The 16,444-nt window shown below is 65.3% G+C and carries 19 protein-coding genes and 1 other RNA gene; 8 read left to right on the top strand and 12 right to left on the bottom strand.

Annotation, left to right across the window (positions count from 1 at the left end):
- Window positions 1-40: 40 nt before the first annotated feature.
- The 3 genes from BRAD285_RS07005 (at window position 41) to BRAD285_RS06995 (ending at window position 1,357) form a co-directional block, all read left to right on the top strand.
- The gene (locus tag BRAD285_RS07005; RefSeq protein ID WP_006615039.1) at window positions 41-313 is read left to right on the top strand and encodes a hypothetical protein; all 273 of its coding nucleotides are present in this window, start codon (window positions 41-43) and stop codon (window positions 311-313) included.
- 85 nt (window positions 314-398) lie between these two features.
- Window positions 399-932: an N-acetyltransferase gene (locus tag BRAD285_RS07000; protein WP_006615038.1), complete on the top strand. Its 534-nt coding sequence runs from the start codon at window positions 399-401 to the stop codon at window positions 930-932.
- A 161-nt stretch (window positions 933-1,093) separates the two neighbouring features.
- On the top strand, window positions 1,094-1,357 hold the full coding sequence (locus BRAD285_RS06995; protein WP_035648589.1) for a hypothetical protein: 264 nt from the start codon (window positions 1,094-1,096) through the stop codon (window positions 1,355-1,357).
- 497 nt (window positions 1,358-1,854) lie between these two features.
- Here BRAD285_RS06995 and BRAD285_RS06990 read toward each other — a convergent pair whose 3' ends face one another.
- From BRAD285_RS06990 to BRAD285_RS06935, 12 genes are all read right to left on the bottom strand, one after another.
- Window positions 1,855-3,360: a Do family serine endopeptidase gene (locus tag BRAD285_RS06990; RefSeq protein ID WP_006615036.1), complete on the bottom strand. Its 1,506-nt coding sequence runs from the start codon at window positions 3,358-3,360 to the stop codon at window positions 1,855-1,857.
- 233 nt (window positions 3,361-3,593) lie between these two features.
- Window positions 3,594-3,800 carry a DUF2065 domain-containing protein gene (locus tag BRAD285_RS06985; protein ID WP_006615035.1) on the bottom strand — a complete coding sequence of 69 codons (207 nt, stop codon included), beginning with the start codon at window positions 3,798-3,800 and terminating at the stop codon, window positions 3,594-3,596.
- Between the two features lie 108 nt (window positions 3,801-3,908).
- Entirely contained in the window at window positions 3,909-4,862 is a 954-nt protein-coding gene (gene hflC, locus BRAD285_RS06980) for a protease modulator HflC (RefSeq protein WP_006615034.1), read from the bottom strand.
- Window positions 4,859-5,986 carry an FtsH protease activity modulator HflK gene (gene hflK, locus BRAD285_RS06975; RefSeq protein WP_006615033.1) on the bottom strand — a complete coding sequence of 376 codons (1,128 nt, stop codon included), beginning with the start codon at window positions 5,984-5,986 and terminating at the stop codon, window positions 4,859-4,861. Before hflK ends, hflC begins: the two co-directional genes overlap by 4 nt.
- 250 nt (window positions 5,987-6,236) lie before the next feature.
- On the bottom strand, window positions 6,237-6,749 hold the full coding sequence (locus BRAD285_RS06970; RefSeq protein ID WP_006615032.1) for a dihydrofolate reductase: 513 nt from the start codon (window positions 6,747-6,749) through the stop codon (window positions 6,237-6,239).
- Window positions 6,746-7,231, bottom strand: a complete 486-nt coding sequence (locus BRAD285_RS06965; RefSeq protein ID WP_006615031.1) for a GNAT family N-acetyltransferase — start codon at window positions 7,229-7,231, stop codon at window positions 6,746-6,748. The genes BRAD285_RS06970 and BRAD285_RS06965 overlap by 4 nt, the downstream gene beginning before the upstream one ends.
- Window positions 7,232-7,234: 3 nt before the next feature.
- Window positions 7,235-8,029, bottom strand: coding sequence for a thymidylate synthase (locus tag BRAD285_RS06960; RefSeq protein ID WP_006615030.1), 795 nt, complete (start codon window positions 8,027-8,029; stop codon window positions 7,235-7,237).
- A 179-nt stretch (window positions 8,030-8,208) separates the two neighbouring features.
- Complete coding sequence (locus BRAD285_RS06955; RefSeq protein WP_035648598.1) at window positions 8,209-9,201, bottom strand: tripartite tricarboxylate transporter substrate binding protein BugD; 993 nt, start codon at window positions 9,199-9,201, stop codon at window positions 8,209-8,211.
- Between the two features lie 115 nt (window positions 9,202-9,316).
- Complete coding sequence (locus BRAD285_RS06950; protein WP_035648587.1) at window positions 9,317-10,831, bottom strand: tripartite tricarboxylate transporter permease; 1,515 nt, start codon at window positions 10,829-10,831, stop codon at window positions 9,317-9,319.
- A 7-nt stretch (window positions 10,832-10,838) separates the two neighbouring features.
- Window positions 10,839-11,618: a tripartite tricarboxylate transporter TctB family protein gene (locus BRAD285_RS06945; protein ID WP_006615027.1), complete on the bottom strand. Its 780-nt coding sequence runs from the start codon at window positions 11,616-11,618 to the stop codon at window positions 10,839-10,841.
- Between the two features lie 97 nt (window positions 11,619-11,715).
- On the bottom strand, window positions 11,716-12,249 hold the full coding sequence (locus tag BRAD285_RS06940; RefSeq protein ID WP_006615026.1) for a chromate transporter: 534 nt from the start codon (window positions 12,247-12,249) through the stop codon (window positions 11,716-11,718).
- A complete protein-coding gene (locus BRAD285_RS06935; protein ID WP_035648595.1) occupies window positions 12,246-12,839 on the bottom strand; it encodes a chromate transporter in 594 nt (197 codons plus the stop codon). Before BRAD285_RS06935 ends, BRAD285_RS06940 begins: the two co-directional genes overlap by 4 nt.
- Window positions 12,840-12,933: 94 nt before the next feature.
- Between BRAD285_RS06935 and ssrA the strand changes: the two genes are divergently transcribed.
- The 5 genes from ssrA to BRAD285_RS06910 all read left to right on the top strand — a co-directional run bounded on the left by ssrA (window position 12,934) and on the right by BRAD285_RS06910 (window position 16,355).
- Window positions 12,934-13,303, top strand: a transfer-messenger RNA (tmRNA) gene (gene ssrA, locus BRAD285_RS06930).
- Between the two features lie 277 nt (window positions 13,304-13,580).
- Entirely contained in the window at window positions 13,581-14,114 is a 534-nt protein-coding gene (locus BRAD285_RS06925) for an SspB family protein (RefSeq protein WP_006615024.1), read from the top strand.
- Window positions 14,115-14,210: 96 nt separating this feature from the next.
- The gene (gene fumC, locus BRAD285_RS06920) at window positions 14,211-15,635 is read left to right on the top strand and encodes a class II fumarate hydratase (RefSeq protein ID WP_006615023.1); all 1,425 of its coding nucleotides are present in this window, start codon (window positions 14,211-14,213) and stop codon (window positions 15,633-15,635) included.
- Window positions 15,636-15,873: 238 nt separating this feature from the next.
- On the top strand, window positions 15,874-16,059 hold the full coding sequence (locus BRAD285_RS06915; protein ID WP_035648592.1) for a DUF4169 family protein: 186 nt from the start codon (window positions 15,874-15,876) through the stop codon (window positions 16,057-16,059).
- Window positions 16,059-16,355 carry a ribbon-helix-helix domain-containing protein gene (locus BRAD285_RS06910; protein WP_006615022.1) on the top strand — a complete coding sequence of 99 codons (297 nt, stop codon included), beginning with the start codon at window positions 16,059-16,061 and terminating at the stop codon, window positions 16,353-16,355. Before BRAD285_RS06915 ends, BRAD285_RS06910 begins: the two co-directional genes overlap by 1 nt.
- The last annotated feature ends 89 nt before the right edge of the window (window positions 16,356-16,444 follow it).

Raw genomic sequence — 16,444 nt, 5'->3', positions numbered from 1 at the left:
ACGTGATGCGATCGATCATCGTCACAGAAGGACTCCTCCCATGACCATCAAGCACATCATTCCCGGCTCCCTCGTTGCCCTGGCGCTGCTGACCGGCGCGGCCACGGCCGGCGAGCTGCCGAGCTACGCCGTCGGCGCGCTGCCGGCGACCCCGCATCAGCTCACCGTCGTCGGCGCGTCGTCGGCTGCCGAGCAGACCGTTGCGATCAACGCCGACAGCTCGGCTTCGCCGCACCAGCTCGCCGTTCTCGCCCACCACCGCCGCAGCGCCGCGCTCGTTGCTCCGATCACGGTCGGCAGCGTTCGCAACTAATCCAGGCGTCAGATTGGCAGCGCGCGCCTCGCAGAGCGAGGCCGCGCTTCCTCCCCGGCAAAGGGTGAGGCCGAGCACGACGAAAATGCCGGACGACATCATCATCCGTGCCGCCATCAACGAAGACGCTCCCGCCATCGCTGCACTCCACGCGGCGAGTTGGCGCGATGCCTATGCCAACATTCTCGCGCCGGAGTTTCTCGGCGGCGCCATCGAGGCCGACCGGCTGAACGTGTGGACGCAGCGGCTAAGTGCACCCGCCGCTGATCAGCTCGTCACCGTCGCCTGCGATCCGGAAGGGCCGTTGCGCGGTTTCGTCTGCTGCTATCGCGATGCCGATCCGGTGTGGGGAAGCCTGGTCGACAATCTCCATGTGTCCCCGGACGGGCGCGGCTCAGGCCTCGGCGCGCGGCTGCTCCGCGATGCGGCGGCCCAGTTGGCGGCGAGCGGCGCGGCATCCGGCCTGCATCTCTGGGTGTTCGAGGCAAACACCGCCGGTCTTCGCTTCTACATAAGGCTCGGCGGCCGGGTCGTCGAAACCAGCCGGTCCGAGATTCCCGCGGCTGGCGGCAAGACCATTCTGCGCGTGCACTGGCCTGATCTCGCACAGCTGGCGTGAACCGTTCTCGGTGACGGATCGCGGGAATTTTTGCGATTGTCGACGTTCCGATAAATAAAAACGACTTGCTATTTTTCGGAATACATGATTGTTTACCGTCATCCCGCCTCGAGCAGAGGGGCGTTGCGCGCGATCGTCACGACACGCGAGGCGGGGATGCGATGGCCGCGATCGAGCCGCAGCGTGTCCTGACGGATGCGCCGACGAACGGTTTGGCTGCGGACGTGAAGTCGCAGCGTCCTGATACCCCGATGCTGGTATCACCCGCGCAATGCGCGAGCATTGTCGCGGCATGGTGGCCAACAAGCCGGCGCACCAGGGAGACTGCGTATAAGCGTGAAACCATCGCGCAGGGAATGCCGGTGACCGGCTGCACCTGTGGTGACTGCCGCCTGCTTTTCTTGCTGCAGGCGGGCCATGGGTGAGGCCTTCACCCGGCATTCCCTGCGCCCTCTGCATTTTGCGAGGGACGAGTGATCGCAGACCTCGGGCGATATCCGCCGCGAGAATGCGATCTCGTGTCGTCCAACTGATAACTTCACCTGCGCTGTTTGAGATGTGAATCGGATGTTTCCTCAATCGTCGTCCCGGACAAGCCGCGACGCGCGGAGCGCGGCACGGCGCCGATCCGGGACCCATACGCCGCGGCGGATGTGACGGGCCAAATGCCAATGACCAGCCTGCCCCAAACCGCTCCCTGGGGGTATGGGACCCGGCTCAAGGCCGGGACGACGGCGCAGTGCGGAGCTGCCGTAGGGTGGGCAAAGCGGACGCCCGCAGGGCGGTCGCGTGCCCACCGTCGATCCGCAAATGCGGAAGGCAATGGTGGGCACGGCGCGTGAGAGATCGAGACAACACGCGTAGACGCGGGCGCGCCTTTGCCCACCCTACACAGCTGTGCCCGGAACGAACGCCTGCGCCCTTACTGCAAGCTCAGCGCCACGAACCGCAGCTCGCCGTCGGCGTTGGACACCAGCAGCAGGACCGACTTCTTGCCGTCCTTCTTCAACTGGTCGACGCGCTTCTTGATGTCGTTGCCGGAGGTGACCGCCTCCTGCGCGACCTCGACGATGACGTCGCCGGCGGACAGGCGCTTCTCGGCGGCGTCGGAGGACTGGTCGACGCCGGTGACGACGACGCCCTTGACGCTGTCCTTGATCTTGTAGCGCGTGCGCAGGTCCTTCGAGAGCGCGGCGAGATCGAGCCCGAGCGCCTTCTGGGTCACCGGCTTCTCGGCCGGCTCGTCCTTCTTGATCGCCGCCTGCTGGACCTTCTCATTGTCTTCGAGCCGGCCGAGCTTGACCTTGAGCGTCTGCTCCTGGCCCTTGCGGATCACGATGACGTCGACCTCCTTGCCGACCGCCGTGTCGGCGACGATGCGCGACAGGTCCTTCGGCTCCTTGATGTCGCGGCCGTCGAACTTGACGACGACGTCGCCCGGCTCGATGCCGGCCGGCTTCGCAGGACCCTTGTCGTCGACGCCGGCGACCAGCGCGCCGCGGGCCGGCTTGATGTTGAGGCTCTCGGCGATCTCGTCGGTGACGCCCTGGATGCGCACGCCGAGCCAGCCGCGGCGCAGCTCGCCGAACTGACGCAGCTGATCGACGACGCCGGCCACCGTCTTCGACGGCACGGCGAAGCCGATGCCGATCGAGCCGCCGGACGGCGAGATGATCAAGGTGTTGACTCCGATGACCTCGCCATCGAGGTTGAACAGCGGGCCGCCCGAATTGCCGCGGTTGATGGCGGCGTCGGTCTGGATGTAGCTGTCATAGGGCCCGGACGAGATGTCGCGGTTCTTGGCCGAGACGATGCCGGCGGTGACGGTGCCGCCGAGGCTGAACGGGTTGCCGATCGCGACCACCCAGTCGCCGAGCCTGAGCTTGTCGGAATCGCCGAACTTGACCACGGTGAGCTGCCGCGGCGGCTTGAACTTGAGCACCGCGAGGTCGGTCTTCTTGTCGACGCCGACCAGCTCGGCCTTGATCTTGGTGCCGTCGTTCATGATGACGTTGATCTCGTCGGCATCGGCGATGACATGGTTGTTTGTGACCACGATGCCGGACTCGTCGACGATGAAGCCGGAGCCGAGCGAGTTGGTGCGGCGGGGCGAGTTGTCGGCGCCGCCACGGCCGCCCGGAACGCCGCGGCGGTTCTTGAAGAAGTCGTCGAAGAATTCCTCGAACGGCGAGCCCGGGGGCACCTGCGGATTGGCATTGCGGCCCTCGGAGGAGCCGCCGCCCTTGGCCTCGACGGTCTGCGAGGTCGAGATGTTGACCACGGCGTCGATGACCTTCTCGGCGACGTCGGCGATGCCCTCCGGGCCGCGCGCCAAGGCCGGCAACGGCGCCAGCGCCCAGCCGGCGGCGAGGACAGCCGCAGCCAGGACGGGGCGCAGGCGACGGCGGAAAGCAAGCGTTGCGGTCATCGGGCGGATCTCCAGAAAAGTCGGCAAAATCAATCGTTACAGTGCGCCGGAACCGGGCGGCGACGCAAGCACGCCGGACCGGACCGCCAGATTCATCATTGAAGGCGACCTAATACGGCAAAATGGCGCAGCCATCGCCTCACAATGGCGTTGGCCGGGCGGCGAAGGCAATGACCGGACGCGGCCTTCGTTCCTGGGATCGGCGGGGCGGCGCGTCGGGCCGTCCGCCCCGTTCAGATCGGTCGCCGGATGACCCAGATGAGGACGAGGCCGGCCACCGCCGAGCCGATGCCGACGGCGCGCAGCACATTGTCGGGCGTGGCCATGGCGGTCTTCATCGCCCGGCGCATCCAGTCCGGGCTGGCCGCAAACATCAGGCCTTCGAGCACGAACAGGATACCTAATCCGATGAGGAAATCGGAAAACGCAATGGACCTCATCGGACCCGGACCTCCCGTTCGACCTTCTTGATATCAGACGGGGCGAAGCAACGGCTTCGCCCCGTCCATGTCAACTCTTATTCGCCGGGATCAACCGGGTCAGCGGCATCACGGCTTGGGAGCCTGCGCCGCAGCCGCCGTGGCGTTGGCTGCCGCGGTGCTGGCTGTCGACGACGGCGTCTCCGTACCCGCCTTCCCCGAGGGGTTGGCGAAGTAGCGGAAGAACTCCGAATCCGGCCGCAGCAGGAAGCGGGTGTCGCCGGACTTCAGGCCGTTCTCATACGCCGTCATTGAGCGATAGAAGGCGAAGAAGTCGCGATCCTTGCCATAGGCCTCGGCGAACAGCCGGTTGCGCTCGGCGTCACCGGCGCCGCGGGTCTGCTCGGCCTGCGAGTTGGCCTCGGCGACGATCACGGTGGCTTCGCGATCGGCCTTGGACCGGATCTCCTGTGCCTTCTGGCCGCCGAGCGCCCGGAACTCCTCGGCCTCGCGTTGCCGCTCGGTCATCATGCGCTTGTACACGGCCTGGCTGTTGGCCTCCGGCAGGTCGGCGCGACGGATGCGGACGTCGACCACCTGGATGCCGTAGGCGTCGGCCTCCTTGTCGAGCTGATCGCGGATCTTGCGCATCAAGGCCTCGCGCTCGTCGCGAACGACTTGCGTGAAGGTGACCTCGCCGAGCACGCGGCGCAGCGCGGCGTTCAGCAAGGTGCCGAGTTGGACGTTGGCGGTCTGGATCGAGCCGACGCTCTGGTAGAACTGCAGCGCGTTCTTGATCTTGTAGCGCGCGAAGGCGTCGACCACGAGCCGCTTCTGGTCGAACGCGATCACCTCCTGCGAGGGGTTCTCGAGGTCGAGGATGCGCTTGTCGATCGAGATCACGTTGTCGATGAACGGTGCCTTGAAGTTCAGGCCGGGCTGGGTGACGACGTCGACCGGCTTGCCGAAACGCACCACCAGCGCCTGCTCGGTCTGGCTCACGGTGAACAGCGAGCTGTAGCCGACAACGACGATGACGAGCACGGCGACGAGGGCGACGATACCTGCGACGGGGGACCTCATCGGACGCCTCCCTGTGCAGCGGCCGGCGCCTGGCGGCGCGGCGCAAGATCGCCGAGCGGCAGCAGCGGAACGGGGCCGCCGGAGGCGCCGCTGTCGAGCACGAGCTTCTCGGAGCCACCGAGCACGCGCTCCATGGTCTCGAGATAGATGCGTTCGCGGGTCACGTCGGGCGCCTTCTTGTACTCGTCATAGACCTTCAGGAAGCGCGCGCTCTGGCCCTTGGCCTCGGCGATCGCCTGCTCCTTGTAGCCTTCGGCGACCTGCAGGATCTGCGCGGCGCGGCCGCGCGCGTCAGGCACGACCTTGTTGGCGTAGGTCTGGGCTTCGTTCTGCAGACGCTCGAGGTCGGCGCGGGCCGCCTGGACGTCGCGGAAGGCCTCGATCACCTGCGACGGCGGATCGACCTTCTGCATCTGCACCTGCGTGATCTGGATGCCCGAGCCGTAATTATCGAGCGTCTTCTGCATCAGCTCCTGCACGTTCTGCTCGATCACGGTGCGGGCGCCGGTCAGGATCGGCTGGATGTTCGAACGGCCGATCACCTCGCGCATTGCGCTCTCGGCCACCGCCTTCACGGTGCCTTCGGGGTTCTGGATGTTGAACAGGAAGTCGGCGGCGCCCTTCGGCTTGATGCGCCAGAGCACGGTGACGTCGACGTCGACGATGTTCTCGTCGCCGGTCAGCATCAGGCTCTCCTCGGGTACGTCGCGACCGCCGCGGCTACGCCGGCCGGGATCGTCATTGGCGGTGATGCCGATGGAGATCGAGTTGACGCGCAGCGCCTTCGGCAGCAGCACGGTCTCGATCGGGTAAGGCAAATGATAGCGCAGGCCCGGCTGCTCATCGCGGACATACTTGCCGAAGCGCAGGACGACGCCGAGCTCCTCGGACTGCACGCGGTAGATGCCGGAGGCGAGCCAGATGATGATGGCGCCGAGTACGACCAGGAGGACGCCGGCGGTGCCGAAGCCGCCGCCCGGCACGAATTGCTGCAGCCGGTCCTGACCGCGCCGCAGAAGATCTTCAAGGTCGGGCGGCCTTGGACCGACCGGTTGCGGTCCCGAGCCCCAGGGCCCCTTCGGACCCGGGCCCCACGGGCCTCCGCCCTGATTCTTCCACGCCATCGATCGATCTCCTCCGCGAGGCTGATACTGCACCAACGCCGGCCCCCGACGGCGGCCGGGTTATAAGGGACGGCCCCGCCCCTTACAACGTAGCGCTCCAGCTAAGCCCGAACCAGGTTTTGTCAATGTAAACAGGGCCGGAAGCGCCCGTTTGCCGCGGCCCCGAAACCGCCACGCGGCCAGACAACGCGATGTCATCATTAACGGATGGTCTTGAAACGGCAGCCGCGCCATTCGCAGCCTCGCACGATCAGCGTCTCCGGCGATAGGTCACATAGGAGAATTCGGCCTGGTCGTCCGGCCCCGAAGCGTGACGCTCACGCGCCACCTCGGCCCATTGGGCGAGATCGATCGCCGGAAACAGCGTGTCCCCCGCGGGACGCGCGTGGACCTCGGTGATCTCGAGCCGGTCGGCAACCGGCATGGTGGCCGCGTAGATCTCGGCGCCGCCGACGATCGCAATCTCCGCGGCTGAACGCCGCAGTGCATCACCGCGCGCGATGCTGAGAGCCTCGTCCACCCCGTGGGTCACGATCGCTCCCTCAGCGCGGAACGCGGTATCGCGGGTGATCACGATGTTGGTCCGGCCCGGCAACGGCTGGCGCGGAAACGACATGAAGGTCTTGCGGCCCATCACGATCGGCCGCGCCATCGTCATCGCCTTGAAGCGCCGCATGTCGCTCTTCTGCCGCCACGGGATCGCGCCATCAGCGCCGATGACGCGGTTCTCGGCCATGGCGACGACGAACACGATCTCGATCACGGCGCCTTCTCCGCAAGCTGCGCCAGCGCGGGGCCCGTGACCTTGCACAGCGTCCAGCCGTCCATCAGTTCGGCGCCGAGCGATTTGTAGAACGTGATCGACGGCGCATTCCAGTCGAGCACCGACCATTGCAGCCGCGCGTAGTCGCGCTCCACGCAGGTCCGCGCGAGATGGCCGAGCAGCGCCTGGCCGATGCCGTTGCGGCGGAACACCGGCCGCACGAACAGGTCCTCGAGATAGACGCCGGGTTTGCCGGCGAAGGTCGAGAAGTTGACGAACCAAACCGCAAAGCCCGCGACGGCACCGTTCCATTCCGCGAGATCGCAGAATAGCTTCGGATGCTCGCAGAACAGCGCCCCGGCGATGTCGGCCTCGGTGGCCACGACCTCATGCGCGAGCTTCTCGTAGTCGGCGAGCTCGCGGATCAGCGCCAGAACGGTGCCGATGTCATCAGGCCTGGCAGGACGGATCGACAGAGGCATGCGTCAGACCGCGACCTCGGCCTTGATGTGCGGATGCGGATCGTAGCCGGCGAGTGCGAAATCCTCGTAGCGGAAGGCGAAGATGTCCTTCACGTCGGGATTGAGCGTCATGGTCGGCAGCGGCCGGGGCTCGCGGGTCAGCTGCAGACGGGCCTGCTCGACGTGATTCGAATAGAGATGCACGTCGCCGAACGAGTGCACGAAGTCGCCGAGCTTCAGGCCAGTGACCTGCGCGACCATCATCGTCAACAGCGCATAGGAGGCGATGTTGAAGGGCACGCCGAGGAAGACGTCCGCCGAGCGCTGATAGAGCTGGCACGACAGCTTGCCGTTCGCCACGTAGAACTGGAACAGGCAATGGCACGGCGGCAGCGCCATCTTCTCGACGTCGGCCGGATTCCATGCCGTGACGATCAGCCGGCGCGAGTCCGGATTGCGCTTGATCATCTCGACGACGTCGCTGATCTGGTCGATGTGGCCGCCGTCCGGCGTCGGCCAGGAGCGCCACTGATAGCCATAGACCGGTCCGAGATCGCCATTGGCGTCGGCCCACTCGTCCCAGATGGTGACGCCGTGGTCGTGCAGATATTTGATGTTGGTGTCGCCCTTCAGGAACCACAACAGCTCATGCACGATCGCCTTCAGCGGCAGCCGCTTGGTGGTGACCATGGGGAAGCCGGCGGCGAGGTTGAAGCGCATCTGGTGGCCGAACACGGAATAGGTGCCGGTGCCGGTACGGTCGTGCTTCTCCGCGCCGTCGGACAGGATGCGTTCGAGCAGGTCGTGATACTGGTGCATGGTGCGCGCTGGCGGCCTTTCGCAGAAGGCGGCGAATTTAACGACAGGGGTCGCCGAGCCCTAGCCTCGACTCGGCCTGGTCGCCGATTATACCCTGAAAAATGTCGGTCGCCGGGCCACAGTTGACAAGGGGGCGGAACCCTGCGGTCCCCCCCCTGCCCTGGTCATCTGCCTTGACGCTAGCTCGCCGGCTTCAGCACAGCGCTCCATTTGGCGACTTCACCCTTCACCAGCGCCCCGAGAGCCTCCGGCGTCCGGTCTGCCGGCGCTGGGATGACGCTGCCGAGCTCGAGAAGGCGCTTGCGGACGCCTTCGTCCTCGAGAGCCTTGCCGGCGGCGGCGTTGAGCTTGGCGACGATCTCAGGCGGCGTGCCCTTCGGCGCAAAGATCGCGTTCCAGGCCTGGGCCTGGAACTTCGGCAAGCCCGCCTCCGTGGTGGTCGGGACGTTCGGCAGCGCCGGATTGCGCTCGGGCGTCGCGATCGCATAGGCCTTGATGGTGCCGGCATTGATCTGCGGCACCGCGTTGACGATCTGGTCGCACATGTAGTCGACCTGGCCGGCGACCAGCGCGTTCATCGCGGGGCCAGTGCCGTTGAACGGCACGCCGACCGGCTTGACGTCGAGGATCGAGTTCAGGAGTTCGCACGAGACATGCGAGACAGAGCCGACGCCGGCATGGGCGGCGTTGACCTTCTCGCTGTTGGCCTTGATGTAGTCGACGAACTCCTTGGTATCCTTCGGCGCAAGATCCTTGCGCGCCAGGATCAGGATCGGCGTGCCCGCGAGCAGCGCGACCGGCTCGAAATCCCGCTCCGGATGATAGGCGAGCTTGGGATAGAGCGGCACCGCGGCGGCATGGGTGCCCATGTGGCCGATGATCAGCGTGTAGCCGTCATTGGCGGCGCGGGCCGCGCGCGTCGTGGCGGTGGTGCCGCCGGCGCCGACGACGTTCTCGATGACGATACTTTGCCCTAGGGTCTGTGCCATGTGCGCGGTGACGATGCGCGCGATGACGTCGGTCGGACCGCCGGCGGCGAACGGGACGATCATCGTGATGCTGCGCGTCGGATAGTTCTGTGCCGTGGCTTGTGTCGTCGACACACCGAGCCCAACGATGCCGGCGACGGCCGCCAGCCAACGAAACGAACGTGCACGACTGCACCAGCTCATCGAATCCATCCTCCCTCGGGGCCCGCTCCGATGCAGGCCTTTTCGCTGTGATAGCTACATCACAGCGCCTTGTCCGAGGTCGATTCGACTTCCGCCTGCGGCGCGCCGACGCAGGTCACCCCTCGCTCTCGACGAACACCTCGTCGCGCTTGCGGCGCAGCGTCGGTAGGACCGCCAGCACGAGCAGCCCCGCGGCGATCGCGAGCAGCACGGCCGACAGCGGCCGCGTCAGGAACACCGACCAGTCCCCACGCGAGATCAGCAGCGCCCGGCGCAGGTTCTCTTCCATCAGCGGCCCCAGCACCATGCCGAGCAGCAGCGGCGCCGGCTCGAAATCGTGCTTGATCAGCCAATAGCCGACGAGACCGAACGCGCCGGCCAGGATGACGTCGACAGGCGCATTGTTGACCGAGTAGATGCCGATCGCACAGAAGATCACGATCGACGGGAACATCAGCCGGTAGGGCACGCGGAGCAGCCGCACCCAGATGCCGACCAGCGGCAGGTTGATGATGATCAGCATGAGATTGCCGATCCACATCGAGGCGATCATGCCCCAGACCAGATCGGGCTGCTTCTGCATCACCTGCGGGCCCGGTACGATGCCGTGGATGGTCATGGCGCCGACCATCAGCGCCATGACCGCATTCGGCGGGATGCCGAGCGTGAGCAGCGGAATGAAGGAGGTCTGGGCGGCCGCGTTGTTGGCGCTCTCCGGCGCCGCCACGCCCTCGATCGCGCCCCGGCCGAACCGGGACGGATCGCGCGCGAGCTTCTTCTCCAGCGTATAGGCCGCGAACGACGCGATGACGGCGCCGCCGCCCGGCAGGATACCGAGGATCGAGCCGAGCACGGTGCCGCGCAGGATCGCCGGCGTGGAATCGCTGAGATCCTTCCGCGTCGGCATCAGGCCGGTGATCTTCTTCTGCACGAGGTCGCGGTCCATCTCCGCGCCGGCATCGAGATTGCGGATGATCTCGGCGAAGCCGAACACACCCATCGCGACGGTGGCGAAGCCGAGTCCGTCGGCGAGTTCGGGAATGTTGAACGCCATCCGCGACACGCCAGTCTCGATATCAGAGCCGACCATCGACAGCAGCAGGCCGAGCACGATCATCGCGATCGCCTTCAGCACCGAGCCCTTCGCCAGCACGACCGCGAAGATCAGGCCGAGCACCATCAACGAGAAATATTCGGCCGGGCCGAACGCCAGCGCCAGCTTGGTCAGCGGCGCGCCGAGGATCGCGATCAGCACGGTGGCGACGCAGCCGGCGAAGAACGAGCCGATGGCGGCGATCGCCAGCGCCGGGCCGGCACGGCCCTGCTTGGCCATCTGGAAGCCGTCGAGCGCGGTGACGACGGATGTCGCCTCGCCGGGGATGTTGACCAGGATCGACGTGGTCGAGCCACCATACTGGGCGCCGTAGTAGATGCCGGCCAGCATGATCAGCGCGCCGACCGGCTGCAGGCCGAAGGTGATCGGCAGCAGCATCGCCACGGTGGCGATGGTGCCGATGCCCGGCAGGACGCCGACAAGGGTGCCGACCAGCGCGCCGATCAGGCACATCAGGAGATTGATCGGCGACAGCGCGACGCCAAAGCCGTGAGCGAGATTTGCAAACAGATCCATCACGCCCTCACTGCAAAAGGAAACGCGGCCACAGCGGCATGGCGAGCCCGAGCACATACGGGAACAGCAGCGCGCAGCCGGCGGTCAGGCAGACGCCCACGATCACAGCCTCGCGCCAGCGCGTTTCCGGACTGCCGATCGCCGCGATCAGGAAGCTCGCAAGCCCGGTGATCAGAAGCCCGAGCGGACGGATGGAGACGGCGAAGGTCAAGATCGCAAGCGACACGAACAGAGGTCCGCGCCAGTGATAGGTCGCAAGCTGAGCCCCTGAATTGACGACGCCGATGACGGCGATGGCAGCTCCGAGCCCGAGCAGGAGCAGGCCGAACATCCGCGGCGCAGTTCCGGCCCCGAACGAGAAGCCGCGCATGCCCTGCAGATCGCTGGAGGCCCACAACGCGAACAGCGCGATCGCCATCAGCACGATGCCGCCGAAATAATCCTGCGGGCCGCGCGGGCGCACCATGAACGTGAACACTGCGACTGCGATCAGCGGATAGGTGTAGATGAGCGCCAGCAAGACGTCGGACGAGAGCGAGGCCTTGCTGCCTGCGGCATATTGCTGCGCCAGGCTCGGAAGCGCGACTGACAGGGCCGACGCGTGTGCGCCGATGACCTGGAGCGGACCGCGTCCGGAGAGCGGCGCGATAAGTCCTACCAATGCGATCAGCAGTTCGATGAGTTGCGGCGCGAAGGCCAGCGCCAGAATGATGGACGCGCCGGTGATGCTGCGCGCACCCGGCTCGTCTGCCACTCCGCCTGACAACTGGCCCGTGGTCTCGGCCATGTCCTCGCCCTCCCCCGATCGGCCTTGATGGCCGGCACTGTTTTCGTTCGGCGATCCGACGCAACCGGACCCGCAACTGTTTTGCTAGCGGCTTTCCCTAGAGAAGGCCAGCGAAACCAAGGCAGCCGCCTGCGGCCAACAGCCAAAGCGGATTAAGGCGCGTCGTCGATGCGACGACAGCGGCGATGACGGTCAGCGCGAATGCGCGCCATGTCTGATCGGAGGCGAGACCGAGGATCCAGGCGCTGGCGGCCATCAAGCCGATCGACAGCGGCACCAAGGCCGATTGCACCAGAGCAGGCCAGCGCGCGCCGCGCGCATTCAACAGCCAGCGGCTGACGACATAAGAGAGAACGGCCGTTGGACCGCACATCGCGATGGTCGCAACCGCCGCGCCCGCGACGCCTGCGACAGAATAGCCGATCAAGGTCACGATCAGGACATTCGGGCCCGGCGACAATTGGGAGAGCGCGAAGACATCGGCGAACTGCTTGTCGGTCATCCAGTGCCGGACATCGACCGCGACGCGGTGCAATTCGGGGATCGCCGCCACGGCGCCGCCGACCGCGAACAGCGAGATCAGCGCAAATGTCCAGAACAACTGGGCGAGCGGATTATCGTCCCCGCTCATCGCGCCCACCTCGTCCGGGCATAGGTGATGGCGAGGCTGAGCGGCACGGCCACCAGCAGCACCTCCTGCAGCGGCAGCCGCGCCAGCCCGATGGCGATGAAGACGGCGCCCATGACGAAGAGGCCCACGATGTCGCTCTTCTTCAGCAGCGGCGTGAGCATCCGGAACACCACCGACGCCAGCAGACCGACGGCCACGCAGGACACGCCCGCAAGCCCTTGGCGCAGCGCCTCGGCCTGTCCGAAGTGCCCGTAGATGGCTCCGAGCGTCGTGATCAACAGCATCGGCGGTACGAGCAGGCCGGCGAAGGCCGCAAGGCCACCCGCGATCCCGCGCAAGCGCGCGCCGAACACCATGGCGAGATTGACGATGTTTGGCCCGGGCAGGAAATGGCAGAGCGCGAAGGTCTCGTTGAACTCCTCCGCCGTCATCCAGCGGTGCTCGTCGACGATCGCCCGCCGCGCGAACACCAGCACGCCCCCGAATCCCGAGAGCGACATTTTTGCGAATGCGAAGAACAGGGTACGGAGGCTGGGCGGCTCTTTGAGGATGTCGGCAGGGGAGGCTGAGACCGCGGGATCGGAGGGCATCCAGCCATCTAGGAGCACAAAATTCGGGCTGCCAAGCGCGATCGAAAGGTTCCCCGCAACGACCCACATTTTTGTCGAGGACTGCGCCTTTTCGACCCTGTGCAGCGGGCTGCCGCCAGCCTATATTGAGCGTGCCGGCTTGCCGGCTATGGAAATAAATCGCCGTCGAAATAAACCATTCGGACCCGGGGGCGGTACCCGGCGCCTCCACCAAAGCCCGACCCGATAAGCAAGTGACTGAGACGGGTTTTGGCGGGGGCGAAATAGGATCGACGAGGGCGTAAAGGGCGAGCTTTTTCCCGGTATTGTTCCGCCGTTATCGGGCTACTGCAATAGTTGCCAACGACAACTTTGCTCCGGTTGCTCAGGCTGCGTAACGCAGTTTGAAAGACCACCTTAAAGTCCTAACGGGTTAAGCTCCGTTAGGCGGGGTTCGGAGGCACCTGGCAACAGAAGCCTCCACTTTACCTTTGCCCTCTTTTTCTGCTTGTGAGCGCGAACGGCTCAGATCTGCCGTTTCTCCCCGACTTTGTGATATCCCCTCTTCCCGTTCATTCCTCCATTGACCCGGCTTCCGACGGCTTCTACCCGTTCCCATATGTTGCCGCGGGCCGGCTTCGCTGCTGACCTCCGCGACAAGGCGGGGTACGATGCGCCGGATACGAGTCGGGAATGCTGCTGCCGTCACGGCGCGGCGATCCGACGCGGGCGGAGCGCGGCCCACACGAACCAGGACCGATCATGGCGACCGATCATATTCGATACGATGTGCTGGCGCGCGACGCGCTGCGCGGGGTTTTGCGCCGGGTGCTGACCGACGCCGCCGCCCACGGCCTCCCCGGTGAGCATCATTTCTTCATCACCTTCCTCTCCAAGGCCGACGGCGTGAAGCTGTCGCCACGGCTGCTGGCGCAGTATCCCGAGGAAATGACGATCATCCTGCAACACCAGTTCTGGGATCTGGTGGTGACCGAGGATCGGTTCGAGGTCGGCCTGTCGTTCGGCGGCGTCCCGGAGCGGCTCGTGGTCCCCTTCCACGCCATCAAGAGCTTCTTCGACCCGTCGGTCCAGTTCGGGCTGCAGTTCGAACCGTCGGAAGCGATCGCGGAAACGCCGGCGAGCCCGAAGCTTCCCGCCGCCCCCGCCCCGGTGGGGGTCGTTGCGCCGCTGCCGGCGGCGCCTGCAGCCGAGTCGAGCGACGACAAGCCCGAGCCTCCGGCCAGCCCGAGCGAAGGCGCCGAAGTCGTCCGTCTCGACCGCTTCCGCAAGAAATAGGCGCATTCGCCGCGTCCGGAACGGCTCGCGAGCACATAGATTGAAGCATGCTTGAACCGGTCAAACCCGGTTCACCACCAATTATGGGCATGCTTCATGACAAAATCAGCCAGTTCATCATCATCAGCGCCGACGCGCACCGAGACCGACAGCTTCGGTCCGATCGAGGTCGCCGCCGACCGCTATTGGGGCGCGCAGACCGAGCGCAGCCGGCAGAACTTCCGTATCGGCCACGACCGCATGCCCCTGGGGCTCGTGCACGCGCTCGCGCTGGTGAAGCTCGCCGCTGCACGCACCAATCGCGAGCTCGGGCTGCTCGAGCCTGCGATGGCGGACGCCATCATCCAGGCGGCCCAGGAGATCATCGAGGGCAAGCTCGACGACCACTTTCCGCTCGTCGTCTGGCAGACCGGCTCCGGCACCCAGACCAACATGAACCTCAACGAGGTGATCGCCAATCGCGCCAGCGAGCTGATGGGCGGTGCGCGCGGGACCAAGAAGCCCGTGCACCCGAACGATCACGTCAACATGAGCCAGTCATCGAACGACTCGTTCCCGACGGCGATGCATATCGCCGCAGCGCGGGGAATTTCCGGCCATCTCGTGCCGGCTTTGTCGGAGTTGCTCGCGGCGCTGCGCGCCAAGCAGGAGGCGTTCAAGGACATCGTCAAGATCGGACGCACCCACACCCAGGATGCCACCCCGCTCACGCTCGGCCAGGAGTTCTCCGGCTATGCCGCGCAGGTCGAGAGCGCCATCACGAGGATCGAGACGGCCGCGCGCGACCTGTTGCCGCTGGCCCAAGGCGGCACCGCTGTCGGCACCGGCCTCAATGCGGACCCGAAATTCGCAGCCCTGTTCGCCAGGCATGTGGCCGACATCACGGGCCTTGCCTTCACCAGCGCTGCGAACAAGTTCGAAGCGCTGGCGTCGAATGACGCCTATGTCTATGCGCACGGCGCGATCAATGCGGCCGCGACCGGCCTGTTCAAGATCGCCAACGACATCCGCCTGCTGGGATCGGGCCCACGCTCGGGGCTCGGCGAACTCATCCTGCCCGAAAACGAGCCGGGCTCCTCGATCATGCCCGGCAAGGTAAATCCGACTCAGTGCGAAGCACTGACTATGGTATGCTGCCAAGTGTTTGGGAATCACACCGCAATTACTCTGGCCGGCAGCCAGGGCCATTTCGAATTGAACGTCTATAAACCATTACTCACACATTGCATGATGCAGTCCATACAATTACTAGGCGATGCCGCTCGTTCATTCAGCGAACATTGCGTGGTCGGCATTGAGGCCGACGAGACGCGGATTCGTGAACTGATGGAGCGTTCTCTGATGCTGGTTACGGCGCTTGCGCCGAAGATCGGCTACGACAACGCAGCAAAAGTGGCGAAGACAGCGCATCAGCGCGGCACCACGTTGAAAGAGGAAGCGGTGCGGCTCGGCTTCGTCTCTGACGACGAGTTCGACATGCTCGTGAAGCCCGAGAAGATGACGCGCCCCGGACGAGCGTGACGGTAGTCCCGTAGTACTACGGGGGGTGATGCAATTCTCGCTGTTAACCCCTAAAGGTTAGTCTCGACTACAAGTTCTGCTGCGTTTGGTGAGTACGACACCAGCTCGCAACGACGCGAACGGCTATCGAACTATCAGGGAGCGACGACGTGATTGTCTGGAGAACGCCTAGGCCTATCTGCGCGACGCGCACGTTCTCTCACTACGATGTTCGATGCCTTAGATGATTGGAGCAAGCATGGGGGACGTCATCAATTTGAAGCGTTTCAGAAAGCGCGTAGAGCGCGATCAGGCAGCAAAGGTCGCCGAAAGCAACCGCGCTCGCTTTGGCAGGACGAAGTCCGAACGCGCAACTGACGCACAACGCGACAAGCGCGCGAACGAATTACTCGATCAACATCGTATCAATGGCGAGGACGCGTGATGAAGTCGCCCGTCGTAAAACGTTCAATCGTGGTCGCAGGTCACAAGACCAGCGTCAGCCTCGAAGAAGCCTTCTGGAATGGCATGAAGGAGATTTCGGGTCTCCGGAACATGACGCTGTCCGAACTGGTCGGCGAAATCGACAACAATCGCCAGCAGGGCAATCTGTCGTCGGCGATCCGTCTGTTCGTGCTCGATCACTTCAAGAGCCGTGCCGCGGCGTCCTCGGCCTCTTCGGGGATCGAGCCCAAGGCGGCGGTGGACAGCCGGCACGCGGCCTCCGCTGCGGCTCCTTGAGGCAGATCAGAGGGCGGCCGGCCCGGTCTGTTTAAAATCGCTCTAAGATGCCGCGGCATTGCACATGCCGCGCTTGACCTCTTGGCACG

This window comes from Bradyrhizobium sp. ORS 285, assembly GCF_900176205.1.
In the GTDB taxonomy this organism is placed as follows: Bacteria; Pseudomonadota; Alphaproteobacteria; order Rhizobiales; family Xanthobacteraceae; genus Bradyrhizobium.
Note: the sequence above shows the minus strand (reverse complement) of the source record. Positions and strands in the feature narration are given on the sequence as shown.